Here is an 18,380-nt window from a genome sequence, read left to right on the forward strand (position 1 = left end):
CGAACGGCCTTTGATGCGAATGATCAGGTGTTCCTGATTTAACTTCAAGCTAGTGCAATTCCGGCCCGATCCAAAGTGACTACGGTCACATCCTTATAACACTCGTTGCATAGAGGAAATCTGCCGGCCCGAACGGCGGGCGCCACGACGTGTGCCCCAGGTGGGACTCGAACCCACAACACGCGGATTTTAAGTCCGCTGCCTCTGCCAATTGGGCTACTGGGGCGCCCGGTCCATGGTATCCCGTCCGGCAGCCGGCTAGTCGATGCCGAACGGCTTGGCGTAGCGGAATGTCCCGCTGACGCCGCCGGGCCAGACGGCCAGCGGAAGGAGCTGGAAGTGCCCGCCCCAGGCCGGGTCGGGGGCTTCGACGCCCAGGGAGGTCGAGGCCACGAAGCCGAAGCGCGAGTAGTACTCCGGGTCGCCCAGGAGCGCGATGCCGCGCTCCCCCGCGGCGTTGGCCCGGAGAATCGTTTCCTTCATGAGCGCGGTGCCGATGCCGTGGCGCTGCAGCCGCGGGACCACGCCGATGGGACCCAGGCCCAGGAGCTCCAGCTCCCCCACCCGGCCACGGGTGCTGATCGCGTGGCCGACGATCCCGCCGTCGAGCTCCGCGACGATACTGAACTCCGGCAGGTATTCCTCGCAGTCGAAGAGCGCCGCCAGGAGCTGCACCTCTTCGGGCTCGCCCTCGACGGGCAGCCCGGTGACCGGTGAGACGGCAAAGGCCGCGGCCGTGAGGGCAAGGATGGCAGGCCGGTCTGCGGGCTGCTCGCTGCGCAGCACCAGCTCCGGAGCGGGCCTGTGCTCCCCGCTGGCGTCGACCAGTTCGTGCAGCACCTCGAGCGCCCGGTCAGCGTCCGCGACCGGGACCAGGAGGTGGTCATGGTGGAAGCCGGCCAGGACATTACAGCTGATCCTGGCTTCGGTCAGGGCGGCGCTCACGGCGGCCGTCAGGCCGATGGCCTCCAGCGAGGAGTGCACCTGGAGCGTGATCCAGGCGCCGACGAAGTCGTAGGACAGGCCGAGGCTGTCCGCTTCGGCCCGCGGCAGGACCACCGTCAGGCCTTCCGCTTCACGGACGGCTGCGGCGATTGCCCCGGCGAGGGGACGGCCGTGCGGCCACAGGACGTAGACGAACTCGCCCTCCCGGAGTTCCGGGTGCATGGTGGCCAGCAGGGTGTGGAGGTCCTTTTCAGCGGTCATGAAGCCAGTCTAGGACGCCGCCCCGGCCGTCCCCCGGCAGGCTGCCGGGAACTGCGTCCGCGTTAACGACGACGGCGGCCGCTCCCCCGCAAGGGAACGGCCGCCGTCGAAGGCTGCTGCAGGCTACTTGGAGTCGGCCGAAACGGCTTCCTTGTTCGCAGTCTTGCCGGCTTCTGCCGCCGGCTTCTCCGCGGCGGGGGCGGCGGGTGCCGCGGCCGGCTTGGGAGCCGGTGCCGCCGCGGCAACGAAGGCGCCGCGCGGGTTGTCCAGGTCGATCAGCTGGGTGGTGTCGCGGCCCATGAAGAAGGCCAGGATCCAGCCGAAGATGACCCGGATCTTGCGTTCCACGGTCGGCATGGCCAGGCCGTGGTAGCCGCGGTGTGCCAGCCAGGCCAGCGGGCCCTTGAGGCCGATGCGGCCCAGCAGGTTGATGTTGGCCACACCCTTCCACTCGCCGAAACCGGCCACGGCGCCCAGGTTTTTGTGCTTGTAGTCCTTGAGCGGCTTGTCCCAGCGGGAGGCCCACAGGTTCTTGGCGAGGAGCTTGGCCTGGCGCAGCGCGTGCTGGGCGTTCGGGACGCAGGTGCCGTCCGGCAGGCCGTTGCCCGTGAGGTCCGGGACCGCCGCGACGTCGCCGGCAGACCAGGCGTTGTCGATGATGCCTTCGTCGCCGGAGATGCGCAGGTCCGCGAGGACACGGACGCGGCCGCGCGGCTCGAGCGGGAAATCGGTGGAACGGACCATCGGGTTCGCCTGCACGCCGGCAGTCCAGACCAGGGTGTCGGCCTGGAATTCCTGGGCCGCGCTCTTGTCCGGGAGGTTGATGAGCTTCAGGGAGCCTTCGGCGCTGTCCAGCGAGGTGTTGAGCAGGACCTCGATGCCGCGGCTGCGCAGGTGCTCGACGACCCACTCAGCCTGGCTGGCGGTCACCTCGGGCATGATGCGTCCCATGGCCTCTACCAGGACGAAGCGGACTTCCTCCTGCTTGACGCGGGGGTTGTTCTTGACCGCGGCGCGGGCGAGATCTTCCATTTCGGTGATGCACTCGATGCCGGCGAAGCCGCCGCCGACCACAACGAAGGTCAGGGCGCGGGCGCGTTCGGCCGGATCCGTCATGAGCGAGCCGGCTTCGATCCGGTCGAGGACCTTGTTGCGCAGGGCCACGGCTTCCTCGATGGTCTTGAGGCCGATGCCCTTGTCCGCGAGGCCCTTGATCGGGAAGGTGCGGGTGATAGCGCCTGCGGCCACGACGACGTCGAAGTACGGGACCTCGAAGTTCTCGCCGCCGTCGGCCGGGGCCACCACAGCGGTGCGGTTGGCGTGGTCGATCGACGTGACGCGGCCCTGGATGAGCTCGGTCTGCTTGAGGTGCTGGCGGTGCGAGACGACGGCGTGGCGTGCCTCGATGTTGCCGCCGGCAACCTCGGGGAGGAAGGGCTGGTAGGTCATGTAGGGCAGAGGATCAACGACGGTGACGATGCCACCGGCATTCGCGATCTTCTTCTGCAGTTTAAGGGCTACGTACAGGCCGACGTACCCGCCGCCGACGACGAGTACCCTGGGACGGTCCTGGAGCTGAGGGGAGGATGCCATTCCCCAAGAATACCGTAGTTTGTGAAAAACTTCACTAACTAGGGTTTCCCGCTGGAATCCGCCGAATCCAGGGCTCCGGTGTCCGTCGCTGCCGGGCCGCCGGGGCCTCCCGGCGGGGCCGGCCGTACGGCGCGCCGGAGCTGGAAGACGGCGGCCCCCACGATGCACAGGAACAGTCCGCCGAAACCCAGCACGACCAGGGCCGGCACGGCGGCGTCCAGCCCGGACGGGGGCTCTGCGACCGGAACGGTGGCCTCCGGCAGGGTGGGGGCCGCGCTGGAGGGGACCGCTGAGGGGGCGGCCGGCGACGTGGCCAGGTTGCCCCGCCGGTGGACCCTGATCCAGTCGGAGATCGAACCCAGCGGATTGGTCCGGGTTTCCGGAACGTCGGCCTTCAGGGCCGCCTCGGCGTCGAGGATCCCGAAACCGTACAGCGGGTCCTTCCCCGCGGCGCCGGCGTCCCTGGCGGTGCTGACGATTCTGTTGATGACCTGGCTGGCCGTCATTTCCGGCCATTTGGAGCGGATCAGGGCCGCGACGCCGGCCACGATGGGGGTGGCGCCCGAGGTGCCGGCCCACTCCGCGTAGCCGCCGCCGGGCAGGCCCCCGAGCAGGTTCTCCGCGGGGGCCGCGACACCGATGCTGATGCCCTGGGATGAGGAATCGATGCTGGCGGTTCCCCTGCGGTCGAGCCCGGCGACGGTCAGGACCCCGGGAATGGTGGCCGGGGCCCCGACCTGGACGTTCCCTCCCCCGCGGTTGCCCGCGGCGGCGACGATCACCACGTCCTTCTGTTCGGCGTACAGGAAGGCCGCATCCCAGCTTTGCGGCCATTCCGGCGAGGTGCTGCCCAGCGAAATGTTGATGACGCGGGCGCCGTTGTCGACAGCCCAGCGGACGGCCTGGGGTATCTGGTCCTGATCGCTTTTGCCGCCGGGGTTCACGGATCCGAGCCAGGTGGACACGGACAACAGCTGCGCCTCGGGGGCTACCCCGACAATTCCGTCCGGCGCCGCGGACGGGCCCGCGCTGGGGCTGGGCTTGGCCGTTGAATCGGCGGGCTGGTGGCCGCGGCCTGCCAGCATGGTGGCTACCAGGGTCCCGTGCTCGGGCTTCGCGCCGATGCTCTCTTGTCCGTCCGCGCTCCCGGCGCCGGAGACGTCGACGCCGCCAGCCAACACGCCGGCCAGGTCAGGGTGCTGGCCGTCCACGCCGCTGTCGATCACAGCAACCTTGACGTTGGCGCCCTTGGAGACCTCCCAGGCCTTGGTGATTCCGGATTCCTCGAGCCAGTATTCCCTGTCGCGCCAGGTGTCGGCGTGCGCGGCGGGGGCGGCGGTAAGGGGCGCCGCAAAAGTGATGCCCGCAAGGGCGAAGGCCACCAACGCGGAGGCGGTCCGGCGGCGCCGGGCTGTTGCTCTGGTCATTCGGGTCCTATCGGCGGGACAGCTGATGGCGCTGTGGCTCTGGTGGCGCTGGGGACGGCCGGGCGGGCTCTGTGCGGGGAAGTGCGGATCGGGCCGCGGCTGACGGAGCGTCCGGCAGGCACGCAGCCCGGCCGGCCTGCGTGCCCAGCTGATGTCCTGCGGCCTAACTGATGCTCAGGGCAATTCCGTCAAGAATATCGTGTTCGCTGGTGACCGCCGACGCGACCCTGCCGCCTGTCACCCCGGCCAGCCTTTCGAGGACGCGCCGCCAGACGAGGGCGCCTGCTCCGATCACGTCCACCCGGCCCGGGTGCATGTAGGGCAGGGCGGCACGTTCGGCGTGGGACATCTCCAGCAGTTCCGTGCAGGCGCGGCGCACGGCGTCGAGCGGCAGTTCAGTGCCGTGGATTGCCGCGGCGGAGTACTCCGGCAGCGCGAGCGCGTGGGCCGTGATGGTGGTGATGGAACCGGCGACCCCGACGACGGCGGCGCTGCGGTCCAGCGGAACCGTCCGGGCCGCCAGCTCGAGGGCGGCGTCGACGTCGGCCTCCGCGGCGGCGATCTGGTCTGGCGTGGGAGGGTCGCTGCGCAGGTGGCGTTCGGTCATCCGGACACAGCCAATGTCGACGGATTTGGCGGCGATGACGCCGTCGGCGTCGCCCAGCACGAACTCCGTGCTGCCGCCGCCGAGGTCCACCACGAGGACGGGGTCCGCGCCGCGGGAGGGCAGTACGCTGCTGGCGCCGGCGAAGGACAGGGCAGCTTCCTCGTCCCCGGTGATGACCTCGGGTTCGACGCCGAGGAGCTCGCGGATGCCGTCCACGAAGACCTGCCTGTTGCGGGCGTCGCGCGTGGCCGAGGTCGCGACGAAACGCACCTTGGTGGCCCCGTGTCCGTGAATTTGCCCGGCGTAGTCCGCCGCGGCGGCAAAGGTCCGGTCCAGGGCCTCCTGGGCGAGCTCGCCGGTGGCGTCCACGCCCTGGCCGAGCCGGACGACCCGCATTTCGCGCACCACGTCCTTCAGCCGGGGCGCCGCGCCGTCCGTAGCCGAGTCGGCGATGAGCAGGCGGATTGAGTTGGTGCCGCAGTCGACGGCGGCCACGCGGGTCACTGGCCGGCCCCGCTGGCGTCGGGATTCCCGGTGCGCGGTTTCCGGACCGGGGCCTGCCGTCCCACGATCGCCGGAAGTCCCTGTGGTCCGTGCCTGCTGAGGTCTTGAGAGGGCGCTTCGCCGCCGGTGTCCCAGGCGCCGTCGCAGTAGCAGCGGTCCGTGGTCCACCAGTCGCCGATGGCTGCGATGGCCTCGTCGCCGAGCGGGTTCACACCCGGTCCGGCCGCGAGTGAATGGCCCACCAGCACGTGCAGGCACTTGACGCGGGTGGGCATTCCGCCGGCGGAAATGCCGTCGATTTCGGGCACCGCGCCGATCCCGGACCTGGCGCCGATCTCCGCGCGCGACGCCAGATAGGCCTCGTGGGCGGCGCGGTAGTCCGCGGCCAGGGCCTCGTCCCCGCCGAGCCGCTCGTTCATCTCGTTCATCAGGCCGGCCGCCTCGAGCCGCGACACCGCGGACGTGATGACCGGGTGCGTGAGGTAGAAAGTCGTGGGGAAGGGCGTTCCATTGCTCAGCCGCGGGGAGGTGGCCGCCACCAGCGGGTTGCCGCAGACGCAGCGGGCGGGGATTTCAACGACGTCACGCACCGGCCGCCCCAGCTGCCGGCTCAGGACATCGAGGTCGCGCGGCGAGGGCCGGCGGGACTCCGCCACGGAGCGGGCCGGCTCCGGCGTCTCTGCGCTCGGCTTCACTGCCGCGGGGGTCTCGTCCACTCGGTTCTGGTCCACGGGGCGGCACCTTCCTGCCCTGTCTGGTTTGTCCGGCGGACAATCCTGCGGCGGGCGCCGCTTCTAGTCTGTTGCCGAGCGCCGGATGGAGTCCCAGAGGGAGTCAACCCAGGGCAGCTCGGCCGGGTCTTGCGCTGATCCTGCACCGGCCGCGCCACTGGCGGAACCGGCAGGAAGATCGCTGCCGAAGACCCAGTAGCCCGTCTCGCCGGGCATAACCATGTTAATGCGGTCCCGGGCCTGTTGTTTCACGTAGTTCGGATCCTGCCACCGGGAGACCTGCCGCCTGAGCTCGTCCTGCTGGGCCTGCTTGTCGGAAATATCCGCCTGGAGCGCGGCGATTTCGGCCCGCTTTTCGAAGAAAATCTTGACCGTGGGCGCCAGCATGATGGTGATGGCAATCATGACGACGAACAGCGCCAGCATGCGGCCGGAGAAGGCCTTGGCAGGGACCGGGTCGAGGTTCTCCGCCGCGGGCGCGGTGCCCTCCGTGGACTGTTTTGCTCTGCCCGGCCTGGCCTGTGTGGCGGCACCCTTTGCGGCGGTGCGTGACTTTCCGGGCTCCGGCGGGGCTGTGTACTTCGCGGTGCCGGACTTGACGGCCGCCGACGGGGCCGGGCTCTTCGGAGTTGCGGCCGGCGGGGATCCGGCCGGCCGTGCCGCGCCGGTGTTGCCGGCGTGCTGGCCGGTTGCCCTGCCGGGGGTCCGTGCGCCGCTGCCGGGCGTGTGCGTCTGGGACCCGCGGGAACCGAAATCAGCCTGGATGACGTCGCCGCCGTCGCCGGTCTCCGGAGACTTCGGGGCCGCAGGCGTGGCCCGGGGAACCTTGGGTCGGCGGGTAGCCATGTCACTCCTGTAATGCCCGGTTCCCACCGGGCTGGCTTGCGGCTTGCTGTTCAGTGCTGGTCCCCGTGGCCAGGACCGGCAACGACACGGAGCCGGCTGCGCGGCGCCACTGGCGAAGCCAAAAGAGACGTGCCAAAAAGGAACCGGTGGCCATGGTCTTTCCACCATAGCCACCGGTTCCCGGTTCGTGCGGTTACTAGCCCTTGAAACGCGGGAAGGCGCTCCTGCCGGCGTAGCGTGCGGCGTCGTCGAGTTCCTCTTCGATGCGCAGCAGCTGGTTGTACTTGGCAACGCGCTCGGAGCGGGCCGGGGCACCGGTCTTGATCTGGCCCGCGTTGGTGGCAACGGCGATGTCAGCGATCGTGGTGTCCTCGGTTTCGCCGGAGCGGTGCGAGGTGATGGTGGTGTACCCCGCGCGCTGGGCGAGGGAGACGGCGTCCAGGGTTTCGGTCAGGGAACCGATCTGGTTGACCTTCACCAGCAGCGAGTTGGCGGTCCGCGAATCGATGCCGGTCTGCAGGCGCTCCGGGTTCGTGACAAAGAGGTCGTCGCCGACGATCTGAACCTTGTCGCCGATGGCGTCGGTGAGGGTCTTCCAGCCCTCCCAGTCGTTTTCGTCCAGCGGGTCCTCGATGGAAACCAGCGGGTAGTCGGCGACGAGCTCGGCGTAGTAGGCGCTCATCTCGGTGGAGCTGAGGGACTTGCCTTCGAACTGGTAGGCGCCGTCCTTGAAGAACTCGGAGGAGGCCACGTCCAGGGCGAGGGCGATGTCCTGGCCCGGGGTGTAGCCGGCGTTCCGGATGGCTTCCTGGATGAGGTCCAGGGCTGCGCGGTTGGACGGCAGGTTCGGTGCGAAGCCGCCTTCGTCGCCCAGTCCGGTGGACAGGCCCTTGGCCTGCAGGACGGCCTTGAGCGCGTGGTAGACCTCGACGCCCCAGCGCAGGCCTTCGGAGAAGGTCTCGGCACCGAGCGGGACAACCATGAATTCCTGGATGTCGACGTCGGAGTCGGCGTGCGAGCCGCCATTGAGGATGTTCATGAGCGGCACGGGCAGCACGTGGGCGTTCGGTCCGCCGAGGTACTTGTACAGGGGCAGGTCGGCGGAGGCCGCGGCCGCGTTGGCGACGGCCAGGGACACACCCAGGATGGCGTTGGCGCCGAGCTTGCTCTTGTTGGCGGTGCCGTCCAGGTCGATCATCGACTGGTCGATGCTGCGCTGGTCGGTGGCGTCGAAGCCGATCAGGGCCGGGGCGATCTGGTCGATGACCGCGTCGACGGCCTTCTGGACGCCCTTGCCGAGGTAGCGGCCCTTGTCGCCGTCTCGGAGTTCAACGGCCTCGTGCTCGCCGGTGGAGGCTCCGGAGGGAACTGCTGCACGGCCGATCTGGCCGTCCGAGAGCAGGACTTCAACTTCTACGGTGGGGTTGCCACGGGAATCGAGGATCTCGCGGGCGTGGATGGCATCGATAAGCGCCATGGATAGGCTCCTTTGGGTGAAGCGATCTGCTGGGAATCTGATGGGAAATCAAGCTGGGAAGCAAGCTGAAAAACCGACGTCCTCGTCGCCCCCCAGCCTAGTCGAGAGTGGGATAAGTTACAGAAACCTATCCAGTCCCCGGACGTCATTTTGGCCGATCACGGCGACGGCGGCGCGGGCGGGCCGTCCTGGAAGCGGCGGTTCGCGCCGCGGAGGGCCCGTTCGGCGTCGAGCCCTCGGGCCCGGGCGGCGGCGGCGATGGCGAAGAGCAGCTCCCCGAGGTCCTCTTCCGAGGAGGGTACGCCAACCGGCTCAGTGAGTGCCGGCAGGCCGGCCCGTTCGGCGCGGTCGAGGAGCTTTTGAGCCCGGGCCAGCGCCGGAAGGGCGGCGGGGACGCCCCCGAGGGCCCCCAGCCGGGAAGGATCAGCGCGGGAGGGTTCGGAGCCGGAGTCGGCGGCCCCGGAGTGCAGGACCTGCTCCGAGCGTTTGACGGCGTCCCACGTCTGGACAATTTCCTCCACCGTGGCCGGGAAGGACTCCTGCAGTGAGCCGTCCGGACGGAACACGTGCGGGTTGCGCCGGACCATTTTGGCGGTCAGGCCGCGGGCGACGTCGTCGAGGTCGAAGGCGCCGCGCTCCTGGGCGAGCCGGGCATGCAGGACCACCTGGAGCAGGACGTCGCCGAGCTCGGCCTTCAGCTCGGCGTCGCCGCCGTCTGTCTCGATGGTTTCCGCCACCTCATAGGCCTCCTCGAGGAGGTATTCCACGAGGGACTCATGGGTGAGGGCACCCATCCAGGGGCAGTGGGCGCGCAGCTCGGCAATCGTCCGCACCAGCTCCCTGACCTCGCAAGCTCGGCCGGGGACCCCGGCTGCCGTGGGCCCCCCGCCCAGCGCATTGGAGTCCTTGTTAGCCAAGATCGGCGTAGGCCTCATTGATGTATTCGACGAGGGCTTCCTTCTCCTCAAGCGGGAGGAAGGCGGCCTCGGCTGCGTTCAGCGTGAGCTCCAGCAGGTCGTCGAGGTCGTAGTCGAACGTCTCGACCAGCAGTTCGAACTCATCCGTGAGGGTCACGCCGCTCATGAGCCGGTTGTCCGTGTTGATGGTGACGTTGAAGCCCAGCTGGTAGAGCATGTCCAGCGGGTGGCTTTCGATGCCCTCGCCGAAGCCGGAAACGGCGCCGGTCTGCAGGTTGGAGGAGGGGCAGATCTCCAGGGCGATGCCGCGGTCACGGACCCAGCTGGCGAGCTCGCCCAGGGTGACCATGCCGATGTTGTCGTCGGCCTCACCGCTGTCGCCGTCGGCATCTTCGTCCGCCTCGAATTCAACGGTGATGTCCTCGGCGATCCGGACGCCGTGGCCCAGGCGCAGGGCGCGGCCGTCGACCAGGGCGGACTGGATGCTTTCGAGTCCGGCAGCTTCCCCGGCGTGGACCGTGGCCGGGAAGTTGTGCTGGGCCAGGTAGGTGAAGGCGTCCTTGAACCGGGACGGCAGGAAGCCGTCTTCGGCACCGGCAATGTCGAAGCCGACAGCGCCGTTGTTGCGGTGGCGGACCGCCAGTTCGGCGATTTCCTGGCCGCGGTCTGCGTGCCGCATGGCCGTGATCAGCTGGCCGACCTGGATATCGCGGCCGGTCTCGGCCACCGCGTCGACGCCGGCCTCGAGGCCCGCCTGCACGGCCTCGACCGCGTCGTCCAGGCTCAGGCCCTGCTGGAGGTGCTGTTCGGGGGCCCAGCGCACTTCACCGTAGACGACGCCGTCGTCGGCAAGGTCTTCGACGAATTCCTTGGCGACGCGGAAGAGGCCTTCCTTGGTCTGCATCACGGCGATGGTGTGGTCGAAGGTCTCGAGGTAGCGGACCAGCGAGCCGGAGTCGGCGGATTCGCGGAACCACTCCCCCAGGGCGACGGGGTCGGTGGAGGGCAGCGTGTGCCCCGCGGCTTCGGCAAGTTCAATAATGGTGGCCGGACGGAGTCCGCCGTCCAGGTGGTCGTGAAGGGAAACCTTGGGGAGGCCCTTCAGGTCGAAGTCGAGGTCAGGGGTAGCGTCAAGAATTATCTCAGTCACCTTCCAACCTTAGGGTTGGCGGCCCGGCAATACCAGCCGGTCAGCCGCCGGGCGGCCCCGGACTGCGGAATCAGGCCTCGACGTCGGCCGGTGCCGACAACTGTGCCGGCAGCGGTGCTGTCCCGGCGGCCTGCCGGGGCGCGGACGCAGCAGGTGCGGCGTGCGTGGTCTGAGCGTGCGCTGTCTTCGCCTCGGCAGCCATGGTCGCGGCCCGGGTGGCCGCCGCGGCGGCGCCCCGGGTGTCGCGCCAGCGGTGCAGCCAGGTCAGCAGGTGGTCGATCACGATGCCGAGCACGATGGCGAACGCGATGGCGATGCCGACGCCGAGCAGCGGGTGCTCGTGGACCCAGTTGCCGGCGATGATGCCGACTCCGGCCGAGTAAGCGACCCAGGTGATGGAGGCGAAGATGTCGAGGATGACGAAGCGGCGCCGCGGGTACGCCGTAGTGCCGGCAATCCAGTTGACGGCCACGCGTCCCACCGGGATGTACCGGGCCGTGAAGATCAGCATGGCGCCGCGCTTGTCGAGTTCATAGCGCGCCCAGGTCAAGGCACGATGGACCTTGGGTTTGCGCATCCAGCGGAAGCGCTCGACGCCGACGTGGCGGCCCAGCAGGTAGGCCATGTTGTCACCGGCGATGGCCCCGATGGCGGCGGCGAGCATGACGAACCACATGTTCGGCTGGCCGGACGTGACGGACAGGGCACCCAACGCGACGATCAGCGTTTCACTCGGCAGAATCGGGACGAAACCGTCGATGAAACAGAAGATCGTGAGAATCGGGTAAATCCACCATTGTCCCGCGGCATGGAGTATAGCCTCATTGATGAATTCCACGCGGGCGTTGCTCCTAGGAAAGTGACGAAAAGCGCTCTTCAGTGTCCCATGACCGGCAAGGATGCGCTACGTTCCGACCCGATAAATCTGACGCAATGCAGGCTCCGGTTTCAGGAAGCCTCCGACGGCGGGACCGGCTGTTCGGCGTCCTCGGGAAGGGTGCCCCGCAGCTTGCTGATGGCGAGGTCCACGAGGATCCCCAGCCCGATCGCACAGATGATGGCGACGGTGACGCCCAGCAGGCGGTTCTCTTCGAACCACTGGCCGAAGAAGAGCCCGATCGCCACGGAATACGCCGCCCACAGCAGCGCCGAGAGCACCGTCATCCCCACGAAACGTGACCGCGGGAAGTGGGTGGCACCCGCCGTCAGGTTGACCGCCACCCGGCCGATCGGGACGAAACGCGCCACGAGAATCAGTGACGCCGGCCGTTTGCGCAGCTCAGTGCCGGCCCAGCGGAACGCCCGCTGCATGCGGTGGCCGCGCATCCAGGCCCAGCGATGGGTTCCGGTGCGGCGGCCGATCAGGTAGGCGATGTTGTCGCCCAGGAATGCGCCCGCGGCGGCGACCGCCGCCAGGGACACCGGGTTGGGAATGTCGGCGGTGGCGGCCACGGCGGCAAGTCCGACGACCACCGACTCGCTCGGAATGGGCGGGAAGAAGCCGTCAATCACGCAGCACACGAACACGAGGATGAGCACCCAGGGTTGCCCCGCGGCGGCCAGGATGAAGTCGTTGATTGCCTGCACGGTTTCCTAACAACAACGGGAGGACGGCTGTCGTGCCAGTGTACTGCGGCCCCCCTGCGGTTTGCCCTGTCACTTGTGGTCGCTAACCCGCGGGTTTAGCGACCACAAGTGACAGAGCAACGGGCAGTTAAGCGATGCGGTCGATGATGAGCCGCTGCGCCGGGCGGGAGCCTTCCGGGGCAATGACCACGGCGTGCTCCAGCGCTTCCCTGGCCCGGTCGAACTTCTCCGGGGTGTCCGTCAGGAGCGTCATCAGCGGCTCGCCGGCCTTGACCAAGGCGCCAGGCTTGGCGTGCATCCGCACCCCGGCGCCCGCCTGGACCTGGTCCTCCTTGCGGGCCCGCCCGGCGCCGAGGCGCCAGGCGGCGACGCCGACGGCCATCGCGTCGAGTTCCACCAACACACCGTCGGCCGGGGCGTAGATGACCTCGGACTCCCGCGCGACGGGGAGCTTGGCGCGCGGGTCCCCGCCCTGCGCCTCGATCATTCGGTTCCAAACGTCCATGGCCCGGCCGTCCCGGAGCGCGGCACGGGGGTCGGCGTCGTGGACGCCTGCGCAGGCGAGCATTTCCGCTGCGAGCCGGACGGTGAGTTCGACGACGTCTTCCGGGCCTCCCCCGGCCAGCACCTCCACCGATTCCTCGACCTCGATCGCGTTGCCCGCGGTGAGGCCCAGCGGCGTGTTCATGTTGGTCAGCAGTGCCACCGTGTTGACGCCGGCGTCCTTGCCCAGTGCCACCATGGTCTCGGCGAGTTCGCGGGCCCGGGCCTCGTCCTTCATGAAGGCGCCGCTGCCGACCTTGACGTCCAGCACCAGCGAACCGGTGCCTTCGGCGATCTTCTTGCTCATGATCGAGGAGGCGATCAGCGGGATGGCCTCGACCGTGCCGGTGACGTCCCGCAGGGCGTAGAGCTTCTTGTCGGCCGGGGCCAGTCCGGCGCCGGCGGCGCAGATGACCGCGCCGACGTCCTGCAGCTGGGCCAGCATTTCCTCGTTGCTCAGCGCGGCGCGCCAGCCCGGGATCGCTTCGAGCTTGTCCAGGGTGCCGCCGGTGTGGCCGAGGCCGCGGCCGGAGAGCTGCGGCACGGCAACGCCGAAGACCGCGACCAGCGGTGCCAGCGGCAGGGTGATCTTGTCCCCCACGCCGCCGGTCGAGTGCTTGTCGGATGTGGGCTTCACGCTGCCGTCGGCGCGGCGCAGGCTGGAGAAGTCCATCCGCTCACCGGAGGCGATCATGGCCGCCGTCCAGCGCGAGATTTCGGCCCGGTCCATGCCGTTGAGCAGGATGGCCATGTTCAGGGCGGCCATCTGCTCGTCGGCGATCGCGCCGCGGGTGTACGCGTCGATCGTCCAGTCGATCTGGGCGGGGCTGAGCACGCCCTTGTCCCGCTTGATGCGGATGATGTCGACGGCGTCAAACGCTTCGGTCAGCTTGGGGGTTTGAGTCGGTTGGGTCATTGGGCTTGCTCCAGGTGTTGGGGGCCAAAGGCATCGGGAAGGACCTGGTCCATGGTCTTGATTCCCTGCGTGGTCATAAGCTCCATGTCGGGAGCGCGGAATTCGTAGAGCAGCTGCCGGCAGCGTCCGCAGGGCATGAGGACGTTGCCGGCGGCATCGACGCAGTAGAAGGCCCGGAGCAGGCCGCCTCCGGTCATGTGCAGATTGCCGACGAGCGCGCACTCGGCGCACAGGGTCAGCCCGTAGCTGGCGTTTTCGACATTGCAGCCGCTCACAATCCGGCCGTCCGCGGTGAGGGCTGCTGCCCCCACCGCGAACTTCGAGTACGGCGCGTAGGCGTTTTTCATGGCGGCGACCGCCGCGGCTTCGAGTGCTGCCCAGTCGACGTTGATGCTGTCCATGGTCAACCCTTGACGTACGGTATGCCGTCGGCGGCCGGCGGCCGGGAGCGGCCAACGAGTCCGGCCACGGCAAATACGGTGACGACGTACGGCAGCATGGCCATGAACTGGCTGGGCACGGGGGTGCCGATGATCGTCACGATGCTTTGCAGGTTGTCGGCGAAGCCGAACAGCAGCGCGGCGAAGAACGCCCCGATCGGATTCCAGCGGCCCAGGATCATGGCGGCGAGGGCAATGAAGCCACGGCCGCCGGAGATTTCCTTGGTGAAGCTGTCGATCGCCACGAGGGTGAAGAACGATCCGCCGATTCCAGCGACGGCGCCGCCGAGGGTGACGTTCCAGAACCGGGTCGCGTTGACCTTGATGCCCAGGGTGTCGGCGGCCTGCGGGTGTTCGCCCACCGCACGGACACGCAGGCCCCACTTCGTCTTGAACAGCGCGATCCAGATCACAGCCACGGCCACATACATCAGGTAGCCCACCACGGACTGCTTGAACAGGATGGGCCCGATTACCGGGATGCTGGACAGGACCGGAATTTCGATGATGGGAAGCCGGCCCGGCGAGTTGAACATTTCCTTGTTCGCCTGCATCACGGTGCTGAAGAGGAAGCCGGTGAGGCCCGAGATCAGGACGTTGAGGACCACACCGACGATGATCTGGTTGACCACGTACTTGATGCTGAAGACTGCCAGCACCATCGAGACGAGGGCGCCGGCGACGGCCGCCGCGAGCAGGCCCAGGTAGGGGTTGTCGGTCATGCTGGCGACGATCGCGGCCGTGAAGGCACCGCCCAGGAGCTGGCCTTCGATGGCGATGTTCACGACGCCGGCGCGTTCGCACAGGACGCCGGACAGGGAGCCGAAGACGATCGGCACGGCGAGGGTCACGGACCCGGCGATGAGTCCGGCCAGAGAAATGCTCGGGGTCCGGGCTCCGCCGACGACCCAGATCAGGAAGGCCACCACGAAGAGGACCGTGAAGACGGCCGGCAGCCAGCGCGGGGGCCGGGTGTTCTTCGTCTTCAGGAACATGGCGTAGCCGGCGAGGCCCAGCAGGGCCACGGAGAGCACAATTCCGGTCAGGAAGGCGGGCACCTCGATCGCGGGGAGCTGGAAGAAGTCACCGCCGGAGGAAATCCCGAACTTGGCTGTCGCCTGCGGGCCCATCAGTCCAAAGAAGATGAACGCGACGACGGCCAGCGCCATCAGCGTAACCGGCAGCTTCCAGGTCACCGGCTTGGCGGACACCGTCTGTTTGCGGTTCTTGTCCGCGTGCGGGGTGCCCGGCTGCGGCTTGAAGGGTTTTCCCGGGACGGGCGAGGTTGCTGTTGTGCTCATGCTGCACCTCCGGTGGCTGCTGCCTGCTGGGACTTGCCGGCGGGTGCGGCTTTCTTCTTGCGCGGGTTGAGTCCGAAGATCGCCCGGACCAGCGGCGGGGCCGCGATGAACAGCACGATGAGGGACTGGACCACCAGCACAATGTCGATCGGGGTTCCGGTCTGGATCTGCATCTGGACCGCACCGGCGCGGAAGGCGCCGAACAGCACGCCGGCGGCGAAGGTGCCCCACGGCGTCGAACGTCCCAGCAGTGCGACGGTGATGGCGTCAAAGCCGTAGGTTGCCGCGACACCGTCGGTCAGGACCTTTTCGGTACCGGCCACCTGCGCGACGCCGGCCAGCCCGGCCAAGCCGCCGGCGATGGTCATCACCAGGATGGTGGCACGCGGAACGTTGATCCCGGCGGTGAGGGCCGCCTTGGGGTTGGCGCCCACGGCGCGGAACTCGAATCCGATGGTCGAGCGGTTCAGCAGCCACGAGACAAACACCGTCGCCGCGATGGCCAGCAGGAAGCCGATGTGCAGCCGGTACTGGCTTCCGAACATCTGCGGGTACACGGCGGACGCGTCCAGGATCGGGGAAATCGGGGTCGTCTCCCCCGGCCGCTGGAACGCCGGGGTGTCCAAGAGGTAGCGCACGAGGTAAAGGGCGATGTAGTTGAACATGATGGTCACGATGACCTCATGGGCGCCGGTTTTCGCCTTGAGCAAGCCCACCAGGCCGCCCCAGACGGCGCCGCCGATGATGCCGGCGAGCAGGACGAGCAACAGGTGGAGCCCCATCGGCAGGTCCAGCGCGAAGCCCACCCAGGCGGCCAGGATGCCGGCCATGATGATCTGGCCCTGCGCACCGATGTTGAACAGACCCGCACGGAAGGCCAGGGCGACGCCGAGGCCGGCGGTAATCAGCGGGGTGGCGATGGTGAGGGTCTCCATCAACGGCGCGAACTGGCCGCCCACTCCGCTGCCGCGCGGGTTGAAGACCGAGCCCTGGAAGAGCGCGACGTAGGAACCCGTGGCCGCTGACCAGACCGCGGCGAGGAAGTCGGTCGGCCGGGCGAAGAAGTAGCTCGAAGTGGCGGCGACCACCTTGTCCGTGCTGGCAATGAGCAGTCCGCCCAGGATCAGTGCGAGGAGCACGGCCAGGATGGTGACGATGCCGTTGCCGGTGAAGATCTTGCGCAGCACCGAGTCCGTGTCCTCGGCGCCGGGGAGGGTTCCGCTCTGCGCCGAGACGGGAACCGCCGACGGCCTCATCGCCCCGCCGGCGGTGTCCAGCGAGGTGACATAGGCGACGTCGTCCTCCTCGGGCGTCTCAATATCCGCGTCCACATCCCGGGATTTCGGGGACTGCGGGGCCGGTATGCGGTCCGGATCCGGTTCGGCCGAGCGTCGCGGCTCGTTATTTTCACTCATGGTCGTCTCCTACGGCGCCGGAGCGGGGCTCCTGCACGGGGTGGGCGGCGGGCGCCGGGTTCGTTGCGGGGGGTTCGGCGGGGTTGTTGGCGGGGCTGCCCGTGGAGCTGTCCGCAGGGTGCGGTGCCGGGATCTTGCCCGCGGTGTCGGCGTGCGCGTCCTGCGGGGACAGCCCCGCCATCATCAGGCCCAGGACGTCGCGCCCGGTGCCGGCCGGGACAATCCCGACCAGCTTGCCCTTGTAGAGCACAGCGATCCGGTCGGCGAGCTCGATCACCTCGTCCAGTTCGGTGGAGACGATCATCACGGGGGTGCCGTGGTCGCGCTCGGCCACGATGCGCTTGTGCAGGAACTCGATGGATCCGACGTCCACGCCGCGGGTGGGCTGGGAGGCGATGAAGAGCCGCAGCGGACGGGACAGCTCCCGGGCCATCACGACCTTCTGCTGGTTGCCGCCGGACAGGGTGCCGGCCGCGAGCGAACCCGACGGGGTGCGCACGTCGAACTCGTCGATCCGGGTCTGCGCGTTTTCCAGGACCTTGGCCGGGCTCATGCTGATGCCCTTGGCGAACGGAGCCTGGTCGTAGCGGTCCAGAACGAGGTTTTCGGCGATCGAGAACGTGCCGATCAGGCCGTCGACCGAGCGGTCCTCGGGTACGAAGCCGACGCCGGAGTTCAGGACCTCCTTGACGCTGCGGCCGACGAGTTCCTCGCCGTCGAGCAGGATGGAGCCGTGGACGCGGTCCTGGAGGCCCAGGATGGCCTCGGTCAGTTCCGTCTGGCCGTTGCCCTGGACCCCGGCGACGGCGAGGATCTCGCCGCGGGCGATGTCGAAGCTGATGCCGTCCACCACGTGCTGGCCGCTGGGCGCGATCACGGTGAGGTCCTTGACCTGGAAGGTTGTCTCCTGGGGCTTGGCCGGGGCCTTGTCCAGGGTCAGGTTCACGGCCCGGCCCACCATCATGGACGCCAGTTCCGTCGTTGAGGCACCCGGGTCGGCGGTGCCGACCACCTTGCCGCGCCGGATTACCGTGATGGTGTCCGAGACGGCCTTGACCTCGCGGAGCTTGTGCGAAATGAAGACGATCGAGGTGCCGTGGCTCTTGAGCTGGCGCATGATGTCCAGCAGCTCGTCGGTGTCCTGCGGGGTCAGCACGGCCGTGGGTTCATCGAGGATGAGCACCTTGGCGTCGCGGACGAGCGCCTTGATGATTTCCACCCGCTGCTGCACACCGACCGGAAGGTCCTCGATCATCGCGTCGGGATCGACGTCGAAGCCGTACCGGTCCGAAATTTCCTGGATCTTCCGCCGGGTGTCGTCCAGGTTCAGGAATCCCCCGGCCTTGGTGGTTTCCGCACCCAGGGCTACGTTTTCGGCGACCGTGAAGACCGGGACCAGCATGAAGTGCTGGTGCACCATGCCGATGCCGGCGGCCATGGCGTCCCCCGGGCCGCGGAAGGTGACGGGTTTGTCGTCGATGAGGATCTGGCCCTCGGTGGGCTCGTACAGTCCGTAGAGGACATTCATCAGCGTGGACTTACCCGCGCCGTTCTCGCCGAGCAGACAGTGAATCTGCCCGGGTTCAACAACCACATCGATGTGATCGTTGGCTACCAGGGAGCCGAAGCGTTTGGTGATCCCCTTGAGTTCAAGTTTCAAAACTCTGACCAATCTCGAAGTGTCCGGTAGCCGTGGCCCGGACGGATGATGGGGCTGCAG

Annotated in this window: 16 protein-coding genes and 1 tRNA gene; all 17 read right to left on the reverse strand. The window is 68.4% G+C overall.

From position 1 onward, the window contains the following. Positions 1 to 152: 152 nt before the first annotated feature. The 17 genes from ABIC21_RS14000 to ABIC21_RS14080 all read right to left on the reverse strand — a co-directional run bounded on the left by ABIC21_RS14000 (position 153) and on the right by ABIC21_RS14080 (position 18,320). A tRNA-Leu gene (locus ABIC21_RS14000) sits at positions 153 to 226 on the reverse strand. Positions 227 to 258: 32 nt separating this feature from the next. Further along, positions 259 to 1,206, reverse strand: coding sequence for an N-acetyltransferase (locus tag ABIC21_RS14005; RefSeq protein WP_354350993.1), 948 nt, complete (start codon positions 1,204 to 1,206; stop codon positions 259 to 261). 123 nt (positions 1,207 to 1,329) lie between these two features. Next, positions 1,330 to 2,799, reverse strand: coding sequence for an NAD(P)/FAD-dependent oxidoreductase (locus ABIC21_RS14010; protein WP_354350994.1), 1,470 nt, complete (start codon positions 2,797 to 2,799; stop codon positions 1,330 to 1,332). 38 nt (positions 2,800 to 2,837) lie between these two features. Further along, positions 2,838 to 4,226, reverse strand: a complete 1,389-nt coding sequence (locus ABIC21_RS14015; protein ID WP_354350995.1) for a S8 family serine peptidase — start codon at positions 4,224 to 4,226, stop codon at positions 2,838 to 2,840. A 163-nt stretch (positions 4,227 to 4,389) separates the two neighbouring features. Next, the gene (locus tag ABIC21_RS14020; protein ID WP_354350996.1) at positions 4,390 to 5,337 is read right to left on the reverse strand and encodes a Ppx/GppA phosphatase family protein; all 948 of its coding nucleotides are present in this window, start codon (positions 5,335 to 5,337) and stop codon (positions 4,390 to 4,392) included. Further along, positions 5,334 to 6,032, reverse strand: coding sequence for a DUF501 domain-containing protein (locus tag ABIC21_RS14025; protein WP_502936004.1), 699 nt, complete (start codon positions 6,030 to 6,032; stop codon positions 5,334 to 5,336). The genes ABIC21_RS14020 and ABIC21_RS14025 overlap by 4 nt, the downstream gene beginning before the upstream one ends. A gap of 99 nt (positions 6,033 to 6,131) precedes the next feature. After that, a complete protein-coding gene (locus tag ABIC21_RS14030; RefSeq protein WP_354350997.1) occupies positions 6,132 to 6,914 on the reverse strand; it encodes an FtsB family cell division protein in 783 nt (260 codons plus the stop codon). 196 nt (positions 6,915 to 7,110) lie between these two features. Next, positions 7,111 to 8,391, reverse strand: coding sequence for a phosphopyruvate hydratase (gene eno, locus ABIC21_RS14035; protein WP_354350998.1), 1,281 nt, complete (start codon positions 8,389 to 8,391; stop codon positions 7,111 to 7,113). Between the two features lie 158 nt (positions 8,392 to 8,549). Continuing rightward, positions 8,550 to 9,185, reverse strand: coding sequence for a MazG nucleotide pyrophosphohydrolase domain-containing protein (locus tag ABIC21_RS14040; protein ID WP_354351069.1), 636 nt, complete (start codon positions 9,183 to 9,185; stop codon positions 8,550 to 8,552). A 115-nt stretch (positions 9,186 to 9,300) separates the two neighbouring features. Further along, entirely contained in the window at positions 9,301 to 10,458 is a 1,158-nt protein-coding gene (locus ABIC21_RS14045; protein ID WP_354350999.1) for an adenosine deaminase, read from the reverse strand. A gap of 70 nt (positions 10,459 to 10,528) precedes the next feature. Beyond that, on the reverse strand, positions 10,529 to 11,296 hold the full coding sequence (locus tag ABIC21_RS14050) for a DedA family protein (protein ID WP_354351000.1): 768 nt from the start codon (positions 11,294 to 11,296) through the stop codon (positions 10,529 to 10,531). Between the two features lie 110 nt (positions 11,297 to 11,406). Beyond that, positions 11,407 to 12,045 carry a DedA family protein gene (locus tag ABIC21_RS14055; RefSeq protein ID WP_354351001.1) on the reverse strand — a complete coding sequence of 213 codons (639 nt, stop codon included), beginning with the start codon at positions 12,043 to 12,045 and terminating at the stop codon, positions 11,407 to 11,409. Positions 12,046 to 12,172: 127 nt separating this feature from the next. Further along, a complete protein-coding gene (locus ABIC21_RS14060) occupies positions 12,173 to 13,504 on the reverse strand; it encodes a thymidine phosphorylase (RefSeq protein WP_354351002.1) in 1,332 nt (443 codons plus the stop codon). Further along, the gene (locus ABIC21_RS14065) at positions 13,501 to 13,905 is read right to left on the reverse strand and encodes a cytidine deaminase (RefSeq protein WP_354351003.1); all 405 of its coding nucleotides are present in this window, start codon (positions 13,903 to 13,905) and stop codon (positions 13,501 to 13,503) included. The genes ABIC21_RS14060 and ABIC21_RS14065 overlap by 4 nt, the downstream gene beginning before the upstream one ends. 2 nt (positions 13,906 to 13,907) lie before the next feature. Next, positions 13,908 to 15,245, reverse strand: coding sequence for an ABC transporter permease (locus ABIC21_RS14070; protein WP_354351004.1), 1,338 nt, complete (start codon positions 15,243 to 15,245; stop codon positions 13,908 to 13,910). Beyond that, entirely contained in the window at positions 15,242 to 16,660 is a 1,419-nt protein-coding gene (locus ABIC21_RS14075) for an ABC transporter permease (RefSeq protein WP_354351005.1), read from the reverse strand. The genes ABIC21_RS14070 and ABIC21_RS14075 overlap by 4 nt, the downstream gene beginning before the upstream one ends. Next, positions 16,653 to 18,320, reverse strand: a complete 1,668-nt coding sequence (locus tag ABIC21_RS14080) for an ABC transporter ATP-binding protein (protein WP_354351006.1) — start codon at positions 18,318 to 18,320, stop codon at positions 16,653 to 16,655. The genes ABIC21_RS14075 and ABIC21_RS14080 overlap by 8 nt, the downstream gene beginning before the upstream one ends. Positions 18,321 to 18,380: the final 60 nt, after the last annotated feature.

Origin of the sequence: Pseudarthrobacter sp. PvP090 (genome assembly GCF_040547365.1) — a bacterium.
In the GTDB taxonomy this organism is placed as follows: Bacteria; Actinomycetota; Actinomycetes; order Actinomycetales; family Micrococcaceae; genus Arthrobacter.